At 20.0% G+C, this 24,339-nt stretch carries 21 protein-coding genes and 1 other RNA gene; 9 read left to right on the top strand and 13 right to left on the bottom strand.

From position 1 onward, the window contains the following. Position 1: 1 nt before the first annotated feature. Both pth and AB4W57_RS00765 read right to left on the bottom strand, forming a co-directional pair. Positions 2–535 (bottom strand): aminoacyl-tRNA hydrolase, encoded by a 534-nt coding sequence (gene pth, locus AB4W57_RS00770; protein ID WP_367677715.1) that lies wholly within the window; start codon positions 533–535, stop codon positions 2–4. Positions 536–680: 145 nt separating this feature from the next. After that, a complete protein-coding gene (locus AB4W57_RS00765; protein WP_367677663.1) occupies positions 681–1,295 on the bottom strand; it encodes a superoxide dismutase in 615 nt (204 codons plus the stop codon). A gap of 287 nt (positions 1,296–1,582) precedes the next feature. On the opposite strand from AB4W57_RS00765, the gene rnt reads away from it, so the two are divergent. Next, positions 1,583–2,236 (top strand): ribonuclease T, encoded by a 654-nt coding sequence (gene rnt, locus AB4W57_RS00760; protein WP_367677662.1) that lies wholly within the window; start codon positions 1,583–1,585, stop codon positions 2,234–2,236. Positions 2,237–2,381: 145 nt separating this feature from the next. Here the strand turns inward: rnt and grxD are convergent, their stop codons facing one another. Beyond that, entirely contained in the window at positions 2,382–2,708 is a 327-nt protein-coding gene (gene grxD, locus AB4W57_RS00755) for a Grx4 family monothiol glutaredoxin (RefSeq protein ID WP_367677661.1), read from the bottom strand. A gap of 150 nt (positions 2,709–2,858) precedes the next feature. On the opposite strand from grxD, the gene ssrA reads away from it, so the two are divergent. Continuing rightward, positions 2,859–3,248: a transfer-messenger RNA gene (gene ssrA / locus AB4W57_RS00750) on the top strand. A 330-nt stretch (positions 3,249–3,578) separates the two neighbouring features. After that, entirely contained in the window at positions 3,579–4,157 is a 579-nt protein-coding gene (gene grpE / locus AB4W57_RS00745; RefSeq protein WP_367677660.1) for a nucleotide exchange factor GrpE, read from the top strand. A gap of 66 nt (positions 4,158–4,223) precedes the next feature. Here grpE and ung read toward each other — a convergent pair whose 3' ends face one another. Next, positions 4,224–4,877, bottom strand: a complete 654-nt coding sequence (ung, locus tag AB4W57_RS00740; RefSeq protein ID WP_367677659.1) for a uracil-DNA glycosylase — start codon at positions 4,875–4,877, stop codon at positions 4,224–4,226. Between the two features lie 209 nt (positions 4,878–5,086). Here ung and AB4W57_RS00735 point away from each other — a divergent pair, with 209 nt between their 5' ends. Then, positions 5,087–5,686 carry a redoxin domain-containing protein gene (locus AB4W57_RS00735; RefSeq protein ID WP_367677658.1) on the top strand — a complete coding sequence of 200 codons (600 nt, stop codon included), beginning with the start codon at positions 5,087–5,089 and terminating at the stop codon, positions 5,684–5,686. Between the two features lie 158 nt (positions 5,687–5,844). Here AB4W57_RS00735 and AB4W57_RS00730 read toward each other — a convergent pair whose 3' ends face one another. After that, positions 5,845–6,732: a DUF2076 domain-containing protein gene (locus tag AB4W57_RS00730; RefSeq protein WP_367677657.1), complete on the bottom strand. Its 888-nt coding sequence runs from the start codon at positions 6,730–6,732 to the stop codon at positions 5,845–5,847. A gap of 254 nt (positions 6,733–6,986) precedes the next feature. On the opposite strand from AB4W57_RS00730, the gene gyrA reads away from it, so the two are divergent. The 4 genes from gyrA to yfaE all read left to right on the top strand — a co-directional run bounded on the left by gyrA (position 6,987) and on the right by yfaE (position 13,296). Next, on the top strand, positions 6,987–9,485 hold the full coding sequence (gene gyrA / locus AB4W57_RS00725; protein ID WP_367677656.1) for a DNA gyrase subunit A: 2,499 nt from the start codon (positions 6,987–6,989) through the stop codon (positions 9,483–9,485). A 95-nt stretch (positions 9,486–9,580) separates the two neighbouring features. Continuing rightward, complete coding sequence (gene nrdA / locus AB4W57_RS00720; protein WP_367677655.1) at positions 9,581–11,863, top strand: class 1a ribonucleoside-diphosphate reductase subunit alpha; 2,283 nt, start codon at positions 9,581–9,583, stop codon at positions 11,861–11,863. A gap of 35 nt (positions 11,864–11,898) precedes the next feature. Continuing rightward, on the top strand, positions 11,899–13,026 hold the full coding sequence (gene nrdB / locus AB4W57_RS00715) for a class Ia ribonucleoside-diphosphate reductase subunit beta (protein ID WP_367677654.1): 1,128 nt from the start codon (positions 11,899–11,901) through the stop codon (positions 13,024–13,026). Next, positions 13,027–13,296 carry a class I ribonucleotide reductase maintenance protein YfaE gene (yfaE, locus tag AB4W57_RS00710; RefSeq protein WP_367677653.1) on the top strand — a complete coding sequence of 90 codons (270 nt, stop codon included), beginning with the start codon at positions 13,027–13,029 and terminating at the stop codon, positions 13,294–13,296. It begins immediately after the preceding gene. Between the two features lie 9 nt (positions 13,297–13,305). Here the strand turns inward: yfaE and pta are convergent, their stop codons facing one another. The 5 genes from pta to prfA all read right to left on the bottom strand — a co-directional run bounded on the left by pta (position 13,306) and on the right by prfA (position 19,618). Further along, positions 13,306–15,438, bottom strand: a complete 2,133-nt coding sequence (gene pta / locus AB4W57_RS00705; protein WP_367677652.1) for a phosphate acetyltransferase — start codon at positions 15,436–15,438, stop codon at positions 13,306–13,308. A 33-nt stretch (positions 15,439–15,471) separates the two neighbouring features. Further along, the gene (locus tag AB4W57_RS00700) at positions 15,472–16,686 is read right to left on the bottom strand and encodes an acetate kinase (protein WP_367677651.1); all 1,215 of its coding nucleotides are present in this window, start codon (positions 16,684–16,686) and stop codon (positions 15,472–15,474) included. A gap of 120 nt (positions 16,687–16,806) precedes the next feature. Next, positions 16,807–17,616 (bottom strand): tetratricopeptide repeat protein, encoded by an 810-nt coding sequence (locus tag AB4W57_RS00695; protein WP_367677650.1) that lies wholly within the window; start codon positions 17,614–17,616, stop codon positions 16,807–16,809. 86 nt (positions 17,617–17,702) lie between these two features. Then, positions 17,703–18,536: a peptide chain release factor N(5)-glutamine methyltransferase gene (prmC, locus tag AB4W57_RS00690; RefSeq protein WP_367677649.1), complete on the bottom strand. Its 834-nt coding sequence runs from the start codon at positions 18,534–18,536 to the stop codon at positions 17,703–17,705. Further along, positions 18,533–19,618, bottom strand: a complete 1,086-nt coding sequence (gene prfA / locus AB4W57_RS00685) for a peptide chain release factor 1 (protein WP_367677648.1) — start codon at positions 19,616–19,618, stop codon at positions 18,533–18,535. Before prfA ends, prmC begins: the two co-directional genes overlap by 4 nt. Before the next feature lie 358 nt (positions 19,619–19,976). Between prfA and AB4W57_RS00680 the strand changes: the two genes are divergently transcribed. Continuing rightward, positions 19,977–20,924, top strand: a complete 948-nt coding sequence (locus tag AB4W57_RS00680) for a ribose-phosphate pyrophosphokinase (RefSeq protein ID WP_367677647.1) — start codon at positions 19,977–19,979, stop codon at positions 20,922–20,924. 60 nt (positions 20,925–20,984) lie between these two features. Here the strand turns inward: AB4W57_RS00680 and AB4W57_RS00675 are convergent, their stop codons facing one another. From AB4W57_RS00675 to AB4W57_RS00665, 3 genes are all read right to left on the bottom strand, one after another. After that, positions 20,985–21,470, bottom strand: a complete 486-nt coding sequence (locus AB4W57_RS00675) for a TIGR00645 family protein (RefSeq protein WP_367674172.1) — start codon at positions 21,468–21,470, stop codon at positions 20,985–20,987. A gap of 100 nt (positions 21,471–21,570) precedes the next feature. Beyond that, positions 21,571–22,020, bottom strand: coding sequence for a CvpA family protein (locus tag AB4W57_RS00670; RefSeq protein ID WP_367677646.1), 450 nt, complete (start codon positions 22,018–22,020; stop codon positions 21,571–21,573). Between the two features lie 818 nt (positions 22,021–22,838). Further along, positions 22,839–24,290, bottom strand: coding sequence for an NADH-quinone oxidoreductase subunit N (locus AB4W57_RS00665; RefSeq protein WP_367677645.1), 1,452 nt, complete (start codon positions 24,288–24,290; stop codon positions 22,839–22,841). Positions 24,291–24,339 lie beyond the last annotated feature (49 nt).

Raw genomic sequence — 24,339 nt, 5'->3', positions numbered from 1 at the left:
TTTAAAATTTTTTTATATTTTTAGAAAAAATTGAATGAATGGAATGATTAATAGATTTTAAAATTTTTTTTTTTTCATGATATGTAGGTTTAGACAGTACAAAATTAGAAATATCTTGTATCTTTTCAGGACGACCAATACCAATTGATAAACGTTTATAAAAAATTTTTTTTTGAAACATTTGAATAAGATTTTTTAACCCTTTATGACCATTACTTCCATAACCATATTTAATTTTTAAAACTCCAGGCAATAAATCTAATTCATCATGTACTATTAAAATTTCATTTAAATGAATATGATAAAAATTTGATATTTTAAATATAGCAGAACCATTCAAATTCATAAAAATATTTGGAATAAATAATATAATTTTTTTTTGTAAAAAAAAAAATTCACTTATATATCCAGAAAATTTTTTGCTATCTTTAAAATTTAAATTAAAAAATCTAGATAACGATTCTATATACCATATTCCGACGTTATGACGAGTATTATTATATTTTTGTAATGGATTTCCTAATCCTGCTATCATTTTTATTTTATGCATACGTTATAACCCATCCAGAAATTTTTTTATAAAATATTAAAAAATATAAAAAATTTTAATTATAAATTAATATAATATTTATATTTAAGAAATAAATAAAATATTGATATTAATTTAAATAAAAATAACTTTAATATTTTAGATACTGCTTAGAAGCTTCATCCCAATTAATAATATTAAAATATGATTTAATATAATCTAATTTATTATTTTGATATTTTAAATAATATGCATGTTCCCATAAATCTAAAACAATAATAGGAAATCCTTTATTTATTATACAATCATAATTCATTAATGGATTATCTTGATTAGAAGTAGTAGTAATAAGTAAATTATTATTTGATTTAATTAGCCAAACCCATCCTGAACCAAAATGATTCATTGCATGTTTTATAAACTCTTGCTTAAAATTTTCTATACTAATAAATTTTTTTTCAATATCTTTTTTTAATTTTCCTTGTAAAACAGTATTTTTTTTTAAATTTTTCCAAAAAAAACTATGATTTACATGCCCACCTAAATTATTTCTTACTAAAGTTTGATATTTTTTAGGTAAAAGATGTACTTTAGATAATAATTTTTTTTCTGTATAATGCACAAAATCTGTTTTTGATAATATATTGTTTAAATTATTAACATATGTTTGATGATGTTTAGTATAATGAATTTTCATAGTTAATTCATCAAAATAAGGTTGAAAAGCATCATATTCATATTTTAATTTAGGTAACTTATATATCATTTATCTGGCTCCTATATTTTATAAAATTCAAATTTATCAAAATGTTATTTTTAAATATTTATATAAATATAATATATTTTTTATTTTTTTTTAAATAAAAAAATATCTATTTAAAAAAAATATTTATTATTCTTAACATTATAAGATGAATATGTTAAATTTTAAATTAAAAAATAAAATTTATACAACTAATTCAAAACCTATATTATATAAAAAATTTTTAAAAAAATTATCAAATTTTAAAAATTAGTTTTATTAAATCTTAATATATTTATTATGGAATAATAATGTATATAAAAACAAAAAAAAGTTTATTAAGTAAAAGATTCAGAACATTTTATCCTGTAGTTATTGATGTTGAAACAGCTGGTTTTAATCCTATAACTGATGCATTACTTGAAATTGGAGTTGTTACATTAAAAATGAATAGCTATGGATGGCTTAAAATTGATAAAAAAATACATTTTCATATTAAACCTTTTGAAGGATCTTTAATACATAAAGAAGCATTATCTTTTAATAAAATAGATCCATTTAATCCTTTTAGAGGTGCAATTAGTGAAAAACAAATGTTAAAAGAAATTTTTACAATAATTTATCAAGGAATTAAAAAATATGAATGCAGTAAAGCTATTATTGTAGCTCATAATGCAAATTTTGATCATAATTTTATTATGGCAGCATCGCATAGAACAAAATCTATAAATAATCCATTCCATTCATTTGCAACTTTTGATACTGCATCTTTAAGTGGATTAACTGTAGGTCAAACGGTTTTGTCCAAAGCATGTCGAGCAATGGGATTATCTTTTGATAATAATCAAGCACATTCTGCTTTATATGATACTTTAAAAACAGCAAATTTATTTTGTAAAATTGTAAATCTTTGGAAAAAAATAGGTGGATGGCCTATTACAAATAGGAAAATAAAAAAATCTTAAAAAAAAGTTTTTAATATAAATTAAATTTATATAATATAAAAGATATGATGAAACAAATTTATACATCATATCTCATGTAATTATGAAATTACTATATTATTTGCATAATTGTTTTTGTAATATTTTTTAGATTATTTAAAATATATTATTTTTTATTAGATTTTAAAGCTTTTATAATAATTTTTTTTAATTCTCCATTATTAAACATTTCAAGCATAATATCACTTCCACCAATTAATTTTCCTGAAACCCATAATTGAGGAAAAGTTGGCCAATTAGAAAATTTAGGTAATTCTGATCGAATATCTGAATGTTGTAAAATATCAATATACGCAAATCTAACTTTTAAACTTAATAAAATTTTTATAGCTCTAGCAGAAAAACCACAACTAGGAAAATCTGGAGAACCTTTCATATAAATAATAATAGGATTAGTAGAAATTTGATTTTTAATTTTAGAAACTATATTCATTTTTACACCTTAATAGATATTTAAATGTTTTTACGTAATTAATAAAAATTAATTTTATGAATAATATTGTATTATTGCATAATATAATATTATAATATTAAAAAATTCTTTTATTAAATTTAAAAAAATTTTAGTGCTATTTTAAATAATGGGGTTGATTTTGGATTTGACAAAAAATTTATTTACTAATGCGCATGAGGAGGATCGGTTTGCCTCCTTAAAAAACCGAAAAAAAATATCTGCAAAAAATAAACAAAATTACGCTTTAGCAGCTTAAAAAACTGTTTTAAGCCCATTTAAATCTTTATTTGTATTCAATCTCTGACAAAAAAGATAAATAATTTTTATAAATGGTCACAAAATTTAGAGATTAAATATTTAAGTTACTGTTTTAGCTTAATTATTTTTTTAAATAAAAACATTACGTTCCTTTTAAATGTCTTGAATAAAAAAGGAAAAAGATTAAATAAAAGACTAATCATGTAGTGCTTCAGTAAATTAAATTTTTTTGGACGCGGGTTCAAATCCCGCCAACTCCAATTTAAAAAAATAAATATTAAAACTTACATTACAAATAAAAAATTACAAATATTCATCAAATTAATTGTATATAAATCATATAATTCAAATTTAATTACTAAATATTCTTTATTAAAAATATTCATTCTTATTTTATTAATATAAATTCTATTATCAAAATATATTATTTCTAATATAATTTCTATATAAAATTATATTAATTTTAATAATTTAAATTTTTTTTAAACAATTATATCAATTTATTAAAGAATTTTTTTAATTTTAAAAATATAAAATTAATTAAAAAAATATAAATAATAAATTTATTAATAAAAATTATTAGGTACTATTATGAATTTTTATAAAAATAATGAAAAAAATACTAATACAAATGATATAAAAACAGATAAACCTACTACAAAAATTTCCAATAATAATTTAAATGATGAAAAAAAAAAAAATAAAAAAATTTTAAATAAAATATTTAATTTAAATAAAAAAATTTTAGATATAGAAAAAAAAATTAAAGAAGCGCCATTAAGATTTTTAGCTACAATTGAAAATATAAAAAAAGAGAAAAAAAAAGAAATTAAACTGATAAAAAAAAATTATATAAAAGAATTTTTTAAAAAATTTATTATTATCTTACAAAACATAAATAAAATTACTTTACAATTTAATAAATTTAAAAATCTAAATAATGCAGAATTTCAAGGAATATCTTTAATACAAAAATCTATAATAGAAATTATTAAAAAAAATAAAATTCAAAAAATAGGAAAAGTAGGAGAAAAATATAATCAAAATCTTCATAAGATAAAAAATAAAAAAAATATAAAAATACATAAAAATTATATAATTAAAAAAGTTAAGCGTATAGGATATATCTTAAATAAAGAAATATTAAAAAAAGCTATTGTAAAAATATAAAATTATATAAAATGGCTTGATTAAATAAGCCATTTAATTTTTCTATAAAAAACTATAAAAAAAATTTTATGTAGTACTCCAATCAATTATTTTTTTCTTTTGACTTAATAAAATTTTATTTACTTGAGAGAAATGTTTACATCCAAAAAAGCTTCTATATGCTGATAAAGGAGATGGATGAGAAGCACATAAAATATAATGCCTCTTACAATTAATTAAATATTTTTTTTTCTGTGCATAAGATCCCCATAATAAAAATATTATACCTACATGATAATAATTAATTAATTTAATTATATAATCTGTAATCTCTTCCCAACCATATTTACTATGTGAACCTGGAATATTGCAAGATACAGTTAAAATAGAGTTTAATAATAAAACACCTTGTTTTGCCCAATTTTTTAAACATCCAGATTCAATTTTGATACCTTTTTTAATATCAGATTTTATTTCTTTAAAAATATTTTGTAAAGAAGGTGGAATAAATATTTTTTTATTTACAGAAAAAGCTAATCCATTAGCCTGATTGACTTTACAATAAGGATCTTGACCAAGAATTACTACCTTAATATCTTTAAATTTTGTCAGATGAAGCGCATTAAAAATATTTTTCTGATGAGGGAAAATAGTTTGTGTTCTACGCTGTATTTTAATTTTTTTAAGAATTTGAACAATTTTACTTTGTTTTTTCTTTAATAAATTTTTCCAAATATACATAAATATTATTATTAGAGTTTTAGTTAGAAAAAAATATATTCATTATAAGTAATAATATAAAATATACTATATTATATATATAAAATATTATATTATAAATTCCTATTAATGAATCGCATAATATGTTAAAACATTAAAAATTTAATTTTTAAAATAATACATTCTATTTAAATTTGATAAACTTTCATAAATATATAGGATAATAAATTATGACATTAGTAACACAATCTGCTCCTGATTTTATCACTTCAGCTATCTTAGAAAATGGTCAAATTACTGATAGTTTTCATTTTAAAAAATATATATCTAATACTAAAGCTGTTTTATTTTTTTGGCCTATGGATTTTACATTTGTTTGTCCATCAGAAATTATTTCATTTAATCAAAATTATGAAGAATTTAAAAAAAGAAAAGTTAAAGTTATTGGTATATCTTTTGATTCCGTATTTGTTCATGCTGCTTGGCAAAAAACAAAATATAAAAATGGAGGCATTGGTCCAATAAAATACGTTATGGCATCAGATATTAAAAGAACTATACAAAAATCTTATTTTATTGAACATCCTACTTTAGGAATGGCTTTAAGAGCTTCTTTTTTAATTGATGAAAAAGGAATTATTCGTCATGAAGTAATTAATGATTTACCTTATGGAAGAAATATTCAAGAAATGATTCGAATGATAGATGCTTTAGATTTTCATAAAAAAAATGGAGAAGTATGTCCAGCAAATTGGACTACTAAAAAAGAAGGAATTAAACCTACTGCTTTAGGAATTTCTAAATATTTAAAAAAAAATAAAATAATATAATTTAATATTATTATTTATTCGATTAATCTTCATTTATTAAAAAATAAATATGATTAATCGAATTATTATCTATAAAATAAATTTTTTATACTAAAAAATTTAAAATTGAAATAATTATTTAAAATTTAAAAATAATTTAATTAATCTAAAATTTATATTTATTCATTATTATAATCTTCATCTAATATATCATCGTCATTAAAAGATTCTAGATTATTTATATCATAATCTTCATATTCAGAAATATTGTTATTATTTATTTGATCTATATCTGAAACACTACTAGATTGATTTAAATTCGGTATATTTTCATTGTGATCATAATCTGATATATCTGAGTTTTCTAAATTTTGATCTTGATTATGATGTTTCGTAGAATTTTCTAGATCATTTGATGAATTATTATAATTTTTAGAATTTTCAAAAGTATTTAAATGATCTGAATTATCATATTGATTTTCATATTCTTCAGTAAAAATAACGTTTTCATCAACATGATTTAAAATATCTTCTTCTGGTTTTTTATGATCAAATAAATTTAATAACATATTTCCAGCTACTATGCCTCCTGTCACTCCAACTGCAGTTTGTAACGCATTTGTAAGAAAACTGCTACCTGGAAGAGAAGAATTTACATTTTCATTAAATTGATTTAATGGTCTATCATTTTTATTATAAAAACTACTATTATTTGTTGGATTCGAATTTAAATTCTTCGTTTCATTAGATTCATTTGGAATATATCGATTTATTAAATCAGATAAAAAGCTTTTTTTAGAAGGTGTTGAAGAAGAATTAGCAGAAGAAGACAAAGAAGAAAAATTTTTTAATTTATTTTCTAATTTTTTAATAATATTATTTAATTTTTTTATAGCTACTTCCTGTACTAAAATAGTTTGAACCATATAATAAATAGAATTAGGTTGGTTATCTAAACATTTTTGAATAAAAGTTTCTGCTTCTGAATCTTTAAAAGATGATTGTTTTTCTGCTAATTTTAATTTTTTAAATAAATCTTGTATTAATTTTTTTTCTTGTATTTGCATATGTTCCTTTAATATTATATATATTTTTTTATTTATTAATATTATTTAATTAATATTAATTTACTTAAAATTTTTAAAATATAAAAATATTTTAAAATAAAAAAAAATAATAGTAAAACTCTATTTATATATTTTAAATTAAAAAATTCTATCAACATAATTTAATTTAGTCAAAATTCACCGAATCAATTCAATATGTTATAATTATATAAAATATATATAACCATAAATTAATATGAAATAGAAGATATTTAATGAAAAACTTTGCAAAAGAAATTATACCAGTAAAAATTGAAAAAGAATTAAAAAACTCTTACTTAGATTATGCAATGTCAGTAATTATTGGACGAGCATTACCTGATGTAAGAGATGGATTAAAACCTGTACATAGAAGAATATTATTTGCTATGCATATATTAAATAATAAATGGAATAAACCATATAAAAAATCTGCTAGAATCGTCGGAGATGTTATTGGAAAATATCATCCACATGGAGATACAGCAGTATACGATTCTATCGTGCGTATGGCTCAATTTTTTTCCTTAAGATATATGCTAATTGATGGACAAGGAAATTTTGGATCTATCGATGGAGATTCACCAGCAGCTATGAGATATACAGAAATTAGAATGTCAAAAATATCTACTACATTATTAAATGATTTAAATAAAAATACAGTAAAATTTATAAAAAATTATGATGGATCTGAAACAATACCTGAAATTTTACCAGCATCTATTCCAAATTTATTAATTAATGGATCATCTGGAATTGCTGTTGGAATGGCTACAAATATTCCTCCACATAATTTAAATGAATCGATAGATGCATGTCTACAGTATATTAAAAATCCTAATATTAGTTTAAAAAATTTAATGCAATATATACCTGGACCAGATTTTCCTACATTTGGAATAATTAATGGAAAATCTGGAATTTATAAAGCATATAAAACCGGAAAAGGAAAAATTTATATTCGAGCACGTGTCAAAATTGAAAATAATTTTAAAAATCAAAAAAAATCTATCATTATATATCAATTACCATATCAAACTAATAAAGCACGATTAATAGAAAAAATTGCATTGCTGGTAAAAGAAAAAAAAATAGATGGAATTTCTGCTTTAAGAGATGAAAGCGATAAAGATGGCATGAGAATTGTTATTGAAATTAAAAAAGAATCTATTGCTGAAATAATTCTAAATCAATTATATATTCTAACATCCTTACAAAGTTCATTTGGAATAAATATGGTTGCGTTATCTCAAGGTCAACCTAAATTAATGAGTTTAAAAGAAATATTGAATGAATTTATTACACATAGAAAAGAAATTGTTACACGAAGATGCATTTATGATTATAAAAAATACAATAAAAAAATTATTTTACTAGAAGGTTTAGCTGTAGCTTTAGAAAATATTGATTCTATTATTAAACATATTAAATCTGCTTCTAATACTGATGAAGCAAAAAAAATTTTATTAACAAAAAATTGGAATATTAAAAATTCTATACAAAATTTAATTAATCCAAATAAAATAAGTAAAAAAGAAAAATATAAATTTTCTATTGAACAAATTAATAAAATATTGAATACAAAATTAAATAAATTAAACAACTTAGAACACACAAAAATTTTTTCTAAATATAAAGAATTTCAAAATAAAATTAATTATTTAAACGAAATATTAAATAACGAAAAAAAAATGATTCAAGTTATTCAATCAGAACTCAAATCTATTAAAAAAAATTTCGGAGATAAAAGAAAAACTGAAATTATAAATAAAACTTCAAATATTGAAATAAAAGATATGATTACAGATGAAAATGTAGTTGTTACTTTATCGCATTCAGGATATGTTAAATATCAACCTATTAGTGAGTATGAAGCTCAAAAAAGAGGAGGAAAAGGAAAATATGCAGCTAAAGTTAAATCAGAAGATTATATTGAAACTTTAATTGTTGCAAACACTCATGATACAATATTATGTTTTTCTAGTAAAGGAATCATATATTGGATGAAAGTTTATCAATTACCAGAATCTAGTAGGAATTCTCGAGGTAAACCAATAGTAAATTTATTACCATTACATTCTCAAGAAAGAATTACAGCAATTTTACCTTTAAAAAAATATCAAAAAAAGAAAAATATATTTATGGCCACAGCTTTAGGTATAGTAAAAAAAACACCTCTTAATAAGTTTAAAAATCCAAGAAATAAGGGAATTATTGCTTTAAATCTAAAAAAAAATGATGAATTAATCGGTGTTTCATTAACAAACGGAAAAAATAATATTATGCTTTTTACAACTCAAGGAAAAGTTGTTCAATTTTCTGAAAAACATGTTCGATCTATGGGAAGAACAGCAACAGGAGTAAAAGGAATTAAAATAGACAAAAAAGATCGAGTTGTATCTTTAATTATTCCAAAAAAAAACGGAGAAATTTTAGTAATTACACAAAAAGGATATGGAAAAAGAACACATATTAAAGAATTTCCTATAAAATCTAGATCAACAAAAGGAGTAATTTCTATAAAAATTACTAATAAAAATAAACTAGTAGTTAAAGCAATTCAAGTAAAAGAAAATAATCAAATTATGATTATTACTAACACTGGAAAATTAGTACGAATTAGAGTATCAGAAATAAATGTTTTAAAAAGAAATACTCAAGGTGTAATTTTAATTAGAATGGTTAAACAAGAAAAAGTAGTTGGCTTACAAAAAATTCAAGAAAAATTAATTTAATTATACAAAAATTTTAATTATTAAATTTATTTATATATTTAACATAAATATTTTTATATAAATAAAAAAATATTTTAAATAGGTAAAGTAAAAAAATGAAACATGGTCTGTATGTTACTAAAAGAAATGGAAGAAAAGAACCTATTGATCTAGAAAAAATACATAAAATGTTAAATTGGGCTTCGCAAGGACTAAAAAATATTTCTATTTCACAAGTAGAACTAAAATCTAGAATACAATTCTATAACGGTATTACTACTATAAATATTCATGAAACAATTATTAAATCTGCAGCTGATTTAATTTCCAAAGAAAATTCAGATTATCAATATTTTTCAGCTAGATTAGCTATTTTTCATTTAAGAAAACAAGCATATGGAAAATTTAATCCACCTAAATTATATGATCATATAAAAAAAATGATTAAAATAGATAAATATGATAAAAATTTATTAAAAAAATATTCAAAAAAAGAAATAGATGTTATAGATAGCTTTATTGATCATAATAGAGATATGAATTTTGCATATGCTGCTGTCAAACAAATGGAAAAAAAATATTTAATACAAAATAGAGTTACAGGCAAGATTTATGAAACTGCGCAATTTTTATATATCTTAATTTCTGCTTGTATATTTTTAAATTATCCTAAAAAAAATAGATTAAATTATATAAAAAAATTTTATGATGCAATTTCTACATTTAAAATATCTTTACCTACACCAATTATGGCAGGAGTGCGAACTCCAAATAAACAATTTAGTTCCTGTGTTTTAATTGAATGTGACGATAATTTAGATTCAATTAATGCTACTTCTAATGCAATTATAAAATATGTTTCTCGAAGAGCAGGGATCGGAATAAATGCAGGAAAAATAAGAGCTGTTGGAAGTCCTATTCGTAATGGTGAAGCATTTCATACAGGATGTATTCCATTTTATAAACACTTTCAAACTGCAGTAAAATCTTGTTCTCAAGGTGGTGTAAGAGGAGGATCAGCAACATTATTTTATCCAATATGGCATCTTGAAATAGAAAGTTTAATTGTATTAAAAAATAATAGAGGAATTGAAGAAAATAGAATTAGACATATGGATTATGCAGTACAAATAAACAAATTAATGTATCAAAGAATGATTAATGATAAAAAAATTACTTTATTTAGTCCATCTGATGTACCAAATTTATATAAATATTTTTTTTCTAATCAAAAAAAATTTATAAAATTATACAAAAAATATGAAAAAGATATTAAAATTAGAAAAAAAAAAATACGAGCAATAAATTTATTTTCTTTAATATTGCAAGAAAGAACATCTACAGGAAGAATATATATTCAAAATGTAGATCATTGTAATTCACATAGCCCTTTTAATCCTAAAAAAGCTCCTATTCGACAATCTAATTTATGTTTAGAAGTAACATTACCAACAAAACCTATAAATGATATTAATGATGAATCAGGAGAAATTGCACTATGTACTTTATCTGCTATAAATTTAGGACAAATAAAATCATTAAAAGAAATATATAAAATTTCAACTTTAATTGTTCGTGCGTTAGATGAAATACTTGATTATCAAGAATATATAATACCGTCTGCAAAAAAAAGTGCTCAAAATAGAAGATCTTTAGGTATTGGAGTAATTAATTTTGCGTATTATTTAGCTAAAAATAAAGTAAAATATTCTGATGGAAGTGCAAATTCAATTACACATAAAACTTTTGAATCAATACAATATTACCTTCTAAAAGCATCTTGCAAATTAGCTAAAGAAAAAGGAGCATGTAAATTTTTTCAAGATACTAATTATTCAAAAGGAATTTTACCAATTGATACGTATAAAAAAGATTTAGATTTAATTTGTCAAGAACCTTTATTCTTAAATTGGGAAAAACTCAGAAAAAAAATACTTAAATATGGTTTGAGAAATTCTACATTATCAGCTTTAATGCCTTCAGAAACATCTTCACAAATTTCTAACGCTACAAACGGAATTGAACCACCTAGAGGTTTTGTTAGTGTAAAAGTTTCTAAAGACGGTATATTAAAACAAGTAGTTCCAGAATACGAAAAATTAAAAAAATATTATGAACTTTTATGGGATATGCCAAATAATACTGGATATTTACATTTATCTGCAATTATGCAAAAATTTATTGATCAATCTATTTCTACAAATACAAATTATGATCCAAAAAAATTTAAGAATGAACAAATACCTATGAAACAACTTATGTATGATTTATTGATATCCTACAAATACGGTTTAAAAACACTATATTATCAAAACACTCAAGATGGGTCTAAATTATTTCAAAATAATTATGCAAATTATGGTAATACAAATTGTTCTGGAGGAGCATGTTTTATTTAAAATATAAAAAATTTAAGTTTAGTAGGAGTAAATAAATGAAATTTACAATATTTTCAAAAAAAAACAATGATTCATTAAAAGAACCAATGTTTTTTGGACAATCAGTAAATATTTCTAGATATGACCAACAAAAATATACAATTTTTGAAAAAATTACAGAAAAACAATTATCTTTTTTCTGGAGACCAGAAGAAATTGATTTATCTCAAGATAGAATCGATTTTCAAACACTACCTGCTCATGAAAAAAATATTTTTTTAAAAAATTTACAATATCAAACTTTATTAGATTCTATTCAAAGTCGTAGTCCTAATATAGCATTTCTTCCTATTGTATCTATACCTGAACTAGAAACTTGGATTGAAACATGGTCATTTTCTGAAACTATTCATTCTAGATCATATACTCATATAATTAGAAATATCAGTAATACTCCGTCTAAAATATTTAATGAAATAATTTGCAATAAACATATTATTAATCGAGCTCAAGATATTTCTAAATACTATGATCAGTTAATTAAATTGACATATTATTGGAATCTATTTGGAGAAGGTACATATAAAATTAATGACACTTTAAAAAAAGTCAATTTAAATATATTAAAAGAAAAACTATATTTATGCTTAATTAGTGTTAATGCATTAGAAGCAATTCGATTTTATGTAAGTTTTGCTTGTGCGTTTGCATTTGCTGAACGTGAAATGATGGAAGGAAATGCAAAAATTATTAAATTAATTGCACGAGATGAATCTTTACATTTAGTTGGTACTCAACATATTTTAAATATTCTTCATAATGAACCACAAGAAGGTATGTTAAAAATTAAAAAAAAATGTCAAAAAAAAGCATATAAAATTTTTAAAAAAGTAGCTATACAAGAAAAAAACTGGGCTAGATATTTATTCAAAAATGGATCTATGCTTGGTTTAAATCAAGATATTATATATCAATATATAGAATATATTACAAATATAAGGATGCGATCTATTGGTTTAAAACCTTATTTTACAGAATGTTCTAATCCAATCCCTTGGATTAATTCTTGGTTAATTTCTGATAATGTACAAGTCGCTCCTCAAGAAGCAGAAACAACTTCTTATTTAGTAGGACAAATTAACTCTCAAATTTCTGAAAAAAATTTTTATAAATTTAAATTATAGATGAAAAAAAATATTATTAGTATATATAACACAAACTTTCAAATTGTTTCTAAAAAAAATAAATCTTATTTATTAAATATATTGCTTAAAAATAATATTAAAATTAATTATCAATGTAGAGATGGATATTGTGGTACCTGTAAAGTAATTTTAATAGCAGGAAAAATATGCTATTTTCAAAAAAGTCCGATTGCTATGTTACAAAAAAATGAAATTGTTTCATGTTGTTGTATAGTATTGAGTGATATTCAAATTAAATTATATAAATAAAATATTTCATTATTTTTGATTTGCTTGTATTGCTGTTACAGCAATAGTATATAAAATATCTTTAACAGAAGCACCTCTTGAAAGATCATTCACAGGTTTTTTTAAACCTTGAACAATAGGTCCAATAGAAATTATTGAACAAGATCTTTGAACTGCTTTATATGCAATATTTCCACTATTTAAATCAGGGAAAATAAATACATTAGCGTTACCTAACAATGTTGAATTTAAACATTTTATATTCGAAACAAATATATCAGTCGCAGCATCATATTGTATTGGACCTTCTATTAATAAATCAGGACGATGTTGACGTACTAAATCAGTAGCAATTTTTATTTTTTCAACCATTGGTCCTGATCCAGAATCATTAGTAGAATATGATAACATAGCTATTCTTGGGTTAATTCCAAAATTTTTTGCAGAGTCTGCAGATTGTATAGCAATTTCAAATAAATCTAGTGCGCTAGGATTAGGATTAATAGCACAATCTCCATATACTAATACTTTATCTGGAAATAACATAAAAAATATAGAAGAAATTAAATTCGTGCCTTTTTGCATCTTTATTAACTTTAATGCTGGGCGTATTACATTAGCTGTCGTATTTATAATTCCTGCTACTACTCCATCATATTTTGAATTTTTTATTAAAAGTAACATCGATAATATAATATTATTTTTTTTCAAAATTTTCTTACATTTATCTAAACTAATATTCGGATTAAATTTATAAAACATTTGAATATATTTTGAAAAAATTACTTTAGGATTATAAATTTTAATTTCTTGTTGTAATTTTAAACCTAAAGAATGAGATTTTTTATAAATTTTTTCAGGATTTCCTAATAAAATGCATTTACATAAATTCAATTTATGACATAAATATGCTGCTTTAATAATCTTTTTATTTTCTCCTTCGGGTAAAATAATAGATTTATTAAATTTTTTAGATAAATTTTTTAATTTATACAAGAATTTATAAGATGAAATATATTTTGGATAAATAGAATTTTTTAAACAAATTTCATATAATTTATTAGATGTAATAGAAAAATAAGAATTATTATATAAATAATTTTTCTTAATTAAACGATTTTTTATCAAATTTATTTTATTTAAACTAAATAAAATATCAGAAAAATTTTCTTTAGAATAAAAAATTGAAATACCGATTTTAATTAAACTATTACAAAGAACATCTGTAATATATTTTTTTTTATCATGTACAATTATTAATAAAGAAAAAAAAATTCTATGTTTTTTAATAAAAAATAAATTTTTTTCTAAATAAAACAAACTTTTTAAATTTACTATCAATAATGTATTTTTATTTAAAATATTTAAAAAATTTAAATCATTATTTAATAAAATAATAATAGAAGAAATTTTAAAATTATATTTATCATTTAAAAATATTTTTTTTACTTGGAAATATTTTATAAAAGATTTTTTATCTATAGAAAAAGAACTTTTATGTATTAAATTAAAACCTAATATTGGTAATTTATTACATTGAAAAAATTTTTCTGTAAAATAGTTGTTATTATTTAAAAAAAAATTATTTTTTTTATCTATCAAATAACTATTATTTTTTAAATTAAAATTATTATCATAATTATTAAAAATTACTCCTAAAACATTTAAATTATTATTTTTTAAAAAAAAATTTTCTAAAATATACGTCTTATAACTTAATTCTAGTAAAAAATTATTTTCAATATTTAAAACAAATATTATTTCAGCATTAAATAATTGAGCAATATCTAAGTTTAATTGATTATAAAAATGCATTGAAAGATGATCTAAATATGAAATACCTTCTATTAAGACTAATTTTTTATTTTTTTGCATATAATAAGAATCTAATATTTTTTCTAAACAACTTTTATATATTTTATTATTTAATAAAGTAAATAAATTTTGCATTAATATTGGTTTGATATAATTTACTGATTTATATTTTTTCTTAAAATAAATATCAATATTTTTACAATATTTTTGTAATTTTTTTTTTAGTAATATAGGAGTATAAAAATTAAAATCTATTTTATTTACACTAAAAATATTAGATAAAGATAACATTATAGAAGTTAAATTTTTATTTCTTCCTATAGGAATTAAAATAATTTTTCGCGCCATATAATCCTTTTAAACAATTATCAATATAATTTTTTATACATTTTTTCTATCAATTAATTTTCTTGTTTCCTGAGCAATAAATAACTCTTCTTGAGTAGGTATAACTAATATTTTTATTGAATTTTTTTTATTAATAAAATAATTTTTATTTAATTTAACATTATCATTTGCATTTTTATCAATATACAATCCTAATAAACCCAACTTAGAAATAACTTTATTACGTATTAAGATAGAATTTTCTCCTATACCTCCAGTAAAAGTAACTGCATCTAATCTTCCTTGCATTAAAGAGCTATATGCTCCAATATATTTCGCTACTCTATGAGAGAAAATTTCTATTGCAAGCTTAGCATTTTTATCATTTTTATAATTTTTTTCAGAATAACGACAATCACTACTTCGTTGATTAATACCTAATAATCCTGATTTATATGTTAAAATTTTTTCTATAGAATTTATACTTAAACCTAATTTTTTGTACATAAAAAAAATTATTGCAGGATCTAAATCTCCACTTCTAGTACCCATAACTAATCCTTCTAATGGAGTTAAACCCATAGAAGTGTCTACAGATTTTCCAGATCGAATAGCTGTTACTGAAGATCCATTTCCTAAATGACAACTAATGATATTTAATAAATTTTTTGATTTATTTAAAATCTTAGCAGTTTTATTTAAAATATAATTATGGCTAATACCATGCGCTCCATAACGACGAATTTTGTTTTTTTTATAAAATTTATAAGGAATAGCATATAAAAAAGATGTTTTAGGAAGAGAATAATGAAAAGAAGTATCAAACACAGCTACATTTTTTTTTACTAAATGTGGAAAAAATTTTCTAGAAATTTTAATACCAATTAAATTAGCAGGATTATGTAATGGAGCAAAAATAGAAAATTTTTTAATTATTTTTAATATTTTATGAGTGATTAAAACTGATTGATTTAATTTATTTCCTCCATGTACTATTCTATGACCAATTCCATCAATTTGATTATAATAACTATAATATTTATCTTTAATTTTTTTAAAAATAAAATTTAATGCATCTACATAATTAGTATAATCAGATAATTTTTTTTTATATTTTTTATGATGTGTATAAATATATACTACAGTATTTTTTAAAAACAAACGTTCTACAATTCCAGACACATATGTTTTTTTAGAAAAAGAATTTAAAATAGAAAATTTTAAAGATGAACTGCCGCAATTTAATACTAAAATTAATTTTTTTAACATAAAATAATACTCAAATTAAAAATATACAAGTTTAAAAAATTATATAAAGTTTAATAATACACTTAAATATAAGTTAAAATTATAAAATTTAAATTTTTTATATCAAATTTAATCAATATATTAATGTATGATATGAATTTTCTTTTTTATAGATTTAATTTTTAAATTTATAATTTCACTAATTGGATCATCTGGACATTTATTGATAAAATAAGAAAAATCTTGTATTGCTAAAGAATAACATTCTAACTGAGAATAAATTAAACCTCTATCTCTAATTTCATAAGGATCATTTGGATAAATTTTTAATAAAACATTACTTACTTTTAATGCTAGTAGAATTTGATTTTCTTCCATTAAAGCTGATTTTAAAGTATTTAATAATTTTTTTAAAATATCTTTAGGTTGCGAAACTTTTAAATATTTTTCATATAATACAGCTGAAAAACTAATATTACCTTTTAACCATAATTCTAAAATATTATGATTTAAAAAATCTCCGTTAAAAGGATTAATTAAAACAGTTTTTTTATTTGAATAATCTGCTCTTAAAATAAGCTGAGTAGGAAAAATAACAGGATTTAAAGGTATTTTTAATTTATTTGCAAAATGTAATAAAATGATTCCTAAAGAAATTGCTGTTCCTTGATATGTTATTAAAACTTTATCTAACCACAATACATCTGATAAATTATATTTACCTTCAATTTCTCTAAAATTCCAATTAAAATAAAATAATTCTAATAGCTTTTTTAACTTATTATGTGAATTTTTTTCATGAGAAAGATAACTTTTTGCTTCTCTTAACTTAACTTTTAAATTAGAAAAAACTGTTTTTATAGAAAAATCATCTTTAATTTTTTTAAGGCAAAAAAAAACAGATTCTAAAATAGTTAATTTAGAAAAATTTATATCAGAAAAATATTTCATATATTGACCAAAGTAAATTTGTTAAATTAATTAAAATTTAACTTATAAAGGATTTATTAAGATTATTTTATTAAAAAATATATTTACTAATAATATTTTTGACCTGAAGTTACTCTATTTCGTCCGCTATAATCTTTATACGTTTTAATATTAATATAATGATATTGTTTAAAAAATTTTTGAACTATTTTTTTTTGAGTCCAACCATGTTCAATAAATAACCATCCTCGATTAAATAAATGATTTTGAGAATATTTAATAATTTTAATTATATCAGAAAAACCATTGTTTTTTGCTATTAATGCTGTAATTGGTTCAAATCGCAAATTTTCCTGTAAATAAAAAAATTCTTTATAACTAATATATGGTGGATTACTTACAATAATATGATATTTTTTATTAAATATAGAATTAAACCAATTGCTACAAATAAAATTAATATTTTTTAAATTAAATTTGTTTGCATTATACTTAGCAATATTAATTATTTCACTTGAATAATCAATACCTGTAACATAACAATTTGATTTAGAATACGCAATTGATATAGCAATATTTCCACATCCTGTACCTAAATCTAAAATTTTATAAGAATTATTTTTAATTTTTATTAAAGATTGTTCAATTAAAATTTCACTATCTGGTCTAGGAATCATAGTTTTATTAGAAACAAAAAAATTTAACGACCAAAATTCTTTTCTATGAATTAAATATGCTAATGGTTCATTATAAAAACGACGTATTAATAATTTATTTAATTTTTTTATTTCTTTTAAATTTAAATAATAATTATCGTAACAAATAATCCAACTACGCGGTTTTTTTAATACATAACTTAATAGAACTTCTATATCTAAATTAGAATTATTTATTTTCTTTAAAAAATTTAATGCGAATTTCTTCCATTTTTTAATCTTCATTCATAAATCTCAGATAATTTTAATAATTTTTTTGCTTGATATTCTTGCATTATTGGATCAATTAAAACATCTAAATTTCCTTCTAAAATTTTATCTAACTTATATAAAGTTAAATTGATTCTATGATCAGTGATTCTATTTTGAGAAAAATTATATGTTCGATTTCTATCAGAACGCATACCACTACCTAAAAGATTTTTTTTCATTAATGCAGATTCTTGATGTTTTTTTAACGCTTGCTCTGAATAAATTCTAGAAGATAAAACAGAAAGAGCTTTAGCTTTATTTTTATGTTGAGAACGTTCGTCTTGACATTCTACAACAATTCCAGTAGGAATATGTGTAATTCGAATAGCTGAATCTGTTGTGTTCACATGTTGCCCACCTGCTCCAGAAGATCTAAAAGTATCAATTTTTAAATCTTTACTTTCAATTTTTATTTCCTCATCTTTTGGCAATTCTGGCATGACTGCAATAATACAAGTAGATGTATGTATTCTTCCTTGTGCTTCAGTTTTAGGAACTCTTTGTACTCTATGACCTCCAGATTCAAATTTTAAACGACCATATGCTCCATAACCAATAATTTTTATAATAATTTCTTTAAATCCACCATGATCACCGTTATGTGAATGTATCAAATCTACATGCCAATTCTTTAATTCTGCATAACGAACATACATTTTATATAAATCTCCAGAAAATATAGAAGATTCATCTCCACCTGTTGCAGCTCGAATTTCTATAAAACAATTTAAATTATCTTGAGAATCTGACGATAATAAAGATAAATTAATTTTTTTTTCTAAATGAATTTTTTTTTGATTTAAATTTTTTAAATCTTCTTGCGCTAATAAAAAAATTTCTGAATCTAATAGTAATTTTTTTGTTTTAATAATATTAAACTCATTTTTTTTCCATTTTTTAAATAATAATACTGTATTAGAAATTTTTAAATATTCTTTAGACAAATTTAAAAAATGCTTTTTATCTTTTATAATTTTTTTATTAGATAAATTTGCTTCAATTTCATTAAATCTATTTTCTAAAAATTCTAATTTCTTTAACATAGAAGTATTCATAAAAAATAATAAACCTGTTTAAATTTATAAAATTTTCAAATAAATTAAAATATTTAATTTAAATTTTATCATATCTTTATTTTATTAGATTAATAATTTTATTTAATTAATTTTTTTTAAAATAGATATAATTAATATGTTAAAAAAATTATTTAAAAAAAAATAAAAAAATATTATTCTTCATTAAAATACTTTCATGTATAATTCTTTTAAGAATAACTTTCTTTAAATAAAAATCATATCAAAATTTTATATAATTTTTATATATATGAAAACTATTCAAATAGATGTTTTTTATTTTATAATTTGTATAAAATATTTTAAAGTTTTAAATTATCTATACTAATATAGGATTGATATGTTTAATATGAAAATATTTTCTGGAAATTCCGTTCCTAAATTAACATACTCTATAGTTAAATTACTAAATGCAAATTTAGGAAAAGCTACAGTTAGTCGATTTAGTGACGGAGAAATTAATGTCAAAATTAATGAAAATGTAAGGGGTGGAGATATATTTATTATTCAATCAATTTGTGCACCTTCTAATGATAATTTAATGGAACTAATTGTAATGGTAGACGCATTAAGAAGAGCTTCAGCTGGAAGAATTACAGCTGTCATTCCTTATTTCGGTTATGCTAGACAAGATAGAAGAGTTCGTTCATCAAGAGTTCCAATTACAGCGAGAGTAGTAGCTGATCTATTATCAAATGTTGGAATAGATCGAATATTAACTGTAGATTTACATGCAGAACAAATTCAAGGATTTTTTGATGTACCTGTAGATAATGTTTTTGGAAGCTCAATACTATTAAAAGATATGTTGCAAAAAAATTTTAAAAAACCGATAATAGTCTCTCCAGATATTGGGGGCGTAATTCGAGCACGAGCTGTTGCTAAACTTTTAAATGATACAGATATGGCTATAATTGATAAAAGAAGATCTCATGCAAATGTTTCTAAAGTAATGAACATTATTGGAGATGTAAAAAATAGAGATTGTATTTTAATAGATGATATGATTGACACAGGTGGAACTTTATCTAATGCAGCTTACGCTTTAAAAAATAAAGGAGCAAAAAATGTTTTTGCATATGCTACACATCCAATTTTTTCTGGATCAGCATATATAAATATCAAAAAATCATGTTTAGATGAAATTGTTGTATGTGATACTATTCCATTATCAAAAAATATAAAACAAATACCTAAAATTAGAATATTAACTTTATCTACTATGCTTGCTGAAGCAATTAAAAAAATAAGTAATGAAGAATCTATTTCAGCAATGTTTAAAAACTAAAATTTATAATAATTCTTATCAAAAATTGAGTAAATTAATAAAATAATAAATAAATTTTTATTATTTTATTTTTTTACTCATTTTATCAATATATGCCATACCGAAAGCAGAAATAACAAAAGTTAAATGAATAATTACACATAAAATTATTTTGTTATCAGAAACTTTTTCTGCTTCCATAAATAGTTTTAATAGATGAACAGAAGAAATGGCTACAATAGAAGAAGATACTTTATTTTTAATTGAGTTTACATCCATTTTTCCCATCCACTCTAATCTATTTTTATCATCTTCCATATGCATTTTAGATATAAAATTCTCATATCCTGAAAACATCACCATTACTAATAAACCTCCAACTAACGCAATATCAATTAAAGATAAAACTACTAATACTAATCCTGATTCTGAAATAACTAATATCTCTGGAAGCACATAAAAAACTTCTTGAAAAAATTTTAAAGTTAATAAAATAAAACCTAAAGACAAGCCAAAGTATACTGGAAACATAAACCATCTAGACGCATATATCATTTTTTTAATCATATTTCTTACTTCACGTTATACTAAAAATTTATTTATAATTAAATATTTATTTTTTTAAAATAAAAAAAATTATAAAAAATTTAATTTATTTTATAAAATACTAAAATAAATATAAAAACTTAATTAAAATTGGAAAAAAATAAGAATGCATTAAAAAACATTTATTATTTATATGTAAAAATTTATTTATAAATAAAAGTAAAAGTAATACTATCAATATTCCTCTTAATAATCCAAATAAAAAACCTAAAATATAATTATTTAAACCAAGTATCCCTAAATCCTGAAATACATTTTTTAAAAAATAATACGACATAGATTCTAAAAACAAAAAAATTAAACTAAAAAAAATAACAAAAAAAATTATTTCAAAAAATCCATTATTAATTGAAAAAAAAAATTTTAAAACTAATGAATTAAATAAACAAAAAATCATAATACTAATAAAAAAAATCAATATAGAAACTATTTCTCTTAAAAAACCTCTTATTAATCCGAAAAAAGTAGATAACGAAACAACAATAATTATAGAAAAATCATATAAATTCATATATCTTCCAAAAAAAATTATAATTTATTTAAGTTAAAATTAAAACATATTTTTATAACAGCATTTATTAATAAATTTTTTATTAAAACAAAATTCTTATATATCAATGTTATATGAAAATATATAATAAAAAATTATTTATTTATATAAAAAAAATTATTTTTAATAATGAATAAAATATTTATTCTATATTAATAATTTTAATTTATATATTACAATACAAACTTATCTCTAAAAAATTATTTTATTATTTAAAATAAAATTTTTATATAAATAAAAAATTATTTTAAAAAAATTATTTATTAAATAATAAACCCAATAAATTTTTTAAAATTTTTTTATAATATTTAATTTTATTAAAAATATAATAAATTTATATGTTTTAAAAAAAATAAAATATATTAAATTATATTCAATTTCAATTTAAATTTAAATATACTCTATATTAAGAATACATAAATATATGAAAAATATTTAATATAATTTTTAATCTAATAATGTCAATATAAAAAAAATAAATTAAATTTATTTTATTCAATAAATATAAGTTATTTAATATTAACAATCATCTTATATATTAAATAAATTTATTTAATAATATGTATTCTTATGTTTTATAGAGTTTAAAATTTTAATTCATTTTATAAAAATTTAAATTTATATTAAATTCAAATAATATATTAATATTTTTTATATTTTATATACTAAAAAATTTTAAAATCAAATTTCTATGTTTATAGACTATATAAATAATAAAAAATTTATAAAAATAAATACATAACGCATAAATACTTTAATTAAATTTTATATAAAAAATTTTATAATAAATATAAAAAATTATTAATTAAATCTGGAAAAATTCCAACTATTATAATAAGTAATGAAAAAATAAAACATAAAATTTTTAATACTATATATAATTTAGTTGGTTTAAACAAAGTACTAGAATACTTAACATTTTTTGTATAGAAAAATAATTTTATAAAATTAAAATAATAATATATACTCATAACACTTCCAAATAATATACTTATTATAAATACAATTGAATTATTCTCAATTAAAAATTTTAATAAATAAAATTTACTGAAAAAACCAATAGTTAATGGTATTCCAATCATAGATAATAAAGAAATTATTATAGAAATAGATAAAATCTTACTCTTCCAAAATAATCCTAAATAATTTTTGAACGAATAAGAATTTTTATTTTCTAAAACAACAGATATTAACGTCATTGATCCTAATAACACAATACTATTAAGTAAATATCCTATTAAATAAAATTTAATAGATTCATAAAAAATAGTATTTTTATTAAAAAATATTAAAAAAATAGTTAAATAACCAGAATTTACGAGAGTACAATATCCTAATAGTCTTTTAAAATTATTCTGAAAAAAAGCTAATATACTACCTACAATAATAGATATTAAAGACATAATTTTTAAAATTAATAAAAAAATACTATATTGATTTGGTAATAACAATAATATATTTGATAATGTACAAAAAATTACAATTTTTACTGAATTAGATAAATAAATTAAAATTGGATAAGGTGTACCCTCATAAATATCAGGAATCCATGAATAAAAAGGAAATAAAATAAATTTAATAAATAATGCTAAACATACAATTACTGTTCCTAAAAAAAATAAATAATTAAAATTTTTCAAAAATAAAGAATTAATAGATATTAATGTAACAATATCTAAAGTGCCAAAAGATAAATAAATAAATGCTATACCAAACAATAAAAATATAGAAGTTATACAAGATAAAATAAAATATTTAAAAGAAGATTCTAAATTTTTAAAATTTTTAGAAGAAAAATATCCCATTAATCCAAATAAAGGTAAAGATAATAACTCTATTCCCAAAAATAATGAAATCATATCATTAAATAATAATAATACATACCCGCCAATATTAGATAATAATAATAATATAAAAAACTCTTCTTTATTAATATTTTTACTTCGTAAAAATATATAAGAAAAAATACAGGTTAATATACTACTGCAAAAAAATATTATAATATAAAAAAAATTAATAGATTCTAAAAATAATAAGTACAATCCATATAAATCTACATTGTGAATTAATTTAACTGTACAATAAAAAGATATACATAAACTTATAAAAGTAACTAAAAAAGATAAAAAAAAATGTCTTTTAAAAATAATAATCAATAAATTTATTATAACTGCAGAAATCAATACAATAACAGGAAGCAATAAAGAAAACTTGCTTAAAATAAAAGGCATAGTAAATTTACCTTGAAATTAAAATAAAAATAGAAATTTTCTCGTTAAA

The sequence above is a fragment of the Buchnera aphidicola (Chaitophorus populicola) genome (assembly GCF_964058995.1).
Lineage (GTDB): Bacteria > Pseudomonadota > Gammaproteobacteria > Enterobacterales > Enterobacteriaceae > Buchnera_J > Buchnera_J aphidicola_BO.
This window is presented reverse-complemented; position numbering and strand designations above follow the sequence as displayed.

Bases quoted from the DNA above. Each gene is read 5' to 3' on its own strand.
- pth (WP_367677715.1), bottom strand. From the start codon at position 535: ATGATAGCAGGATTAGGAAATCCATTACAAAAATATAATAATACTCGT.
- AB4W57_RS00765 (WP_367677663.1), bottom strand. From the start codon at position 1,295: ATGATATATAAGTTACCTAAATTAAAATATGAATATGATGCTTTTCAA.
- rnt (WP_367677662.1), top strand. From the start codon at position 1,583: ATGTATATAAAAACAAAAAAAAGTTTATTAAGTAAAAGATTCAGAACA.
- grxD (WP_367677661.1), bottom strand. From the start codon at position 2,708: ATGAATATAGTTTCTAAAATTAAAAATCAAATTTCTACTAATCCTATT.
- grpE (WP_367677660.1), top strand. From the start codon at position 3,579: ATGAATTTTTATAAAAATAATGAAAAAAATACTAATACAAATGATATA.
- ung (WP_367677659.1), bottom strand. From the start codon at position 4,877: ATGTATATTTGGAAAAATTTATTAAAGAAAAAACAAAGTAAAATTGTT.
- AB4W57_RS00735 (WP_367677658.1), top strand. From the start codon at position 5,087: ATGACATTAGTAACACAATCTGCTCCTGATTTTATCACTTCAGCTATC.
- AB4W57_RS00730 (WP_367677657.1), bottom strand. From the start codon at position 6,732: ATGCAAATACAAGAAAAAAAATTAATACAAGATTTATTTAAAAAATTA.
- gyrA (WP_367677656.1), top strand. From the start codon at position 6,987: ATGAAAAACTTTGCAAAAGAAATTATACCAGTAAAAATTGAAAAAGAA.
- nrdA (WP_367677655.1), top strand. From the start codon at position 9,581: ATGAAACATGGTCTGTATGTTACTAAAAGAAATGGAAGAAAAGAACCT.
- nrdB (WP_367677654.1), top strand. From the start codon at position 11,899: ATGAAATTTACAATATTTTCAAAAAAAAACAATGATTCATTAAAAGAA.
- yfaE (WP_367677653.1), top strand. From the start codon at position 13,027: ATGAAAAAAAATATTATTAGTATATATAACACAAACTTTCAAATTGTT.
- pta (WP_367677652.1), bottom strand. From the start codon at position 15,438: ATGGCGCGAAAAATTATTTTAATTCCTATAGGAAGAAATAAAAATTTA.
- AB4W57_RS00700 (WP_367677651.1), bottom strand. From the start codon at position 16,686: ATGTTAAAAAAATTAATTTTAGTATTAAATTGCGGCAGTTCATCTTTA.
- AB4W57_RS00695 (WP_367677650.1), bottom strand. From the start codon at position 17,616: ATGAAATATTTTTCTGATATAAATTTTTCTAAATTAACTATTTTAGAA.
- prmC (WP_367677649.1), bottom strand. From the start codon at position 18,536: ATGAAGATTAAAAAATGGAAGAAATTCGCATTAAATTTTTTAAAGAAA.
- prfA (WP_367677648.1), bottom strand. From the start codon at position 19,618: ATGAATACTTCTATGTTAAAGAAATTAGAATTTTTAGAAAATAGATTT.
- AB4W57_RS00680 (WP_367677647.1), top strand. From the start codon at position 19,977: ATGTTTAATATGAAAATATTTTCTGGAAATTCCGTTCCTAAATTAACA.
- AB4W57_RS00675 (WP_367674172.1), bottom strand. From the start codon at position 21,470: ATGATTAAAAAAATGATATATGCGTCTAGATGGTTTATGTTTCCAGTA.
- AB4W57_RS00670 (WP_367677646.1), bottom strand. From the start codon at position 22,020: ATGAATTTATATGATTTTTCTATAATTATTGTTGTTTCGTTATCTACT.
- AB4W57_RS00665 (WP_367677645.1), bottom strand. From the start codon at position 24,290: ATGCCTTTTATTTTAAGCAAGTTTTCTTTATTGCTTCCTGTTATTGTA.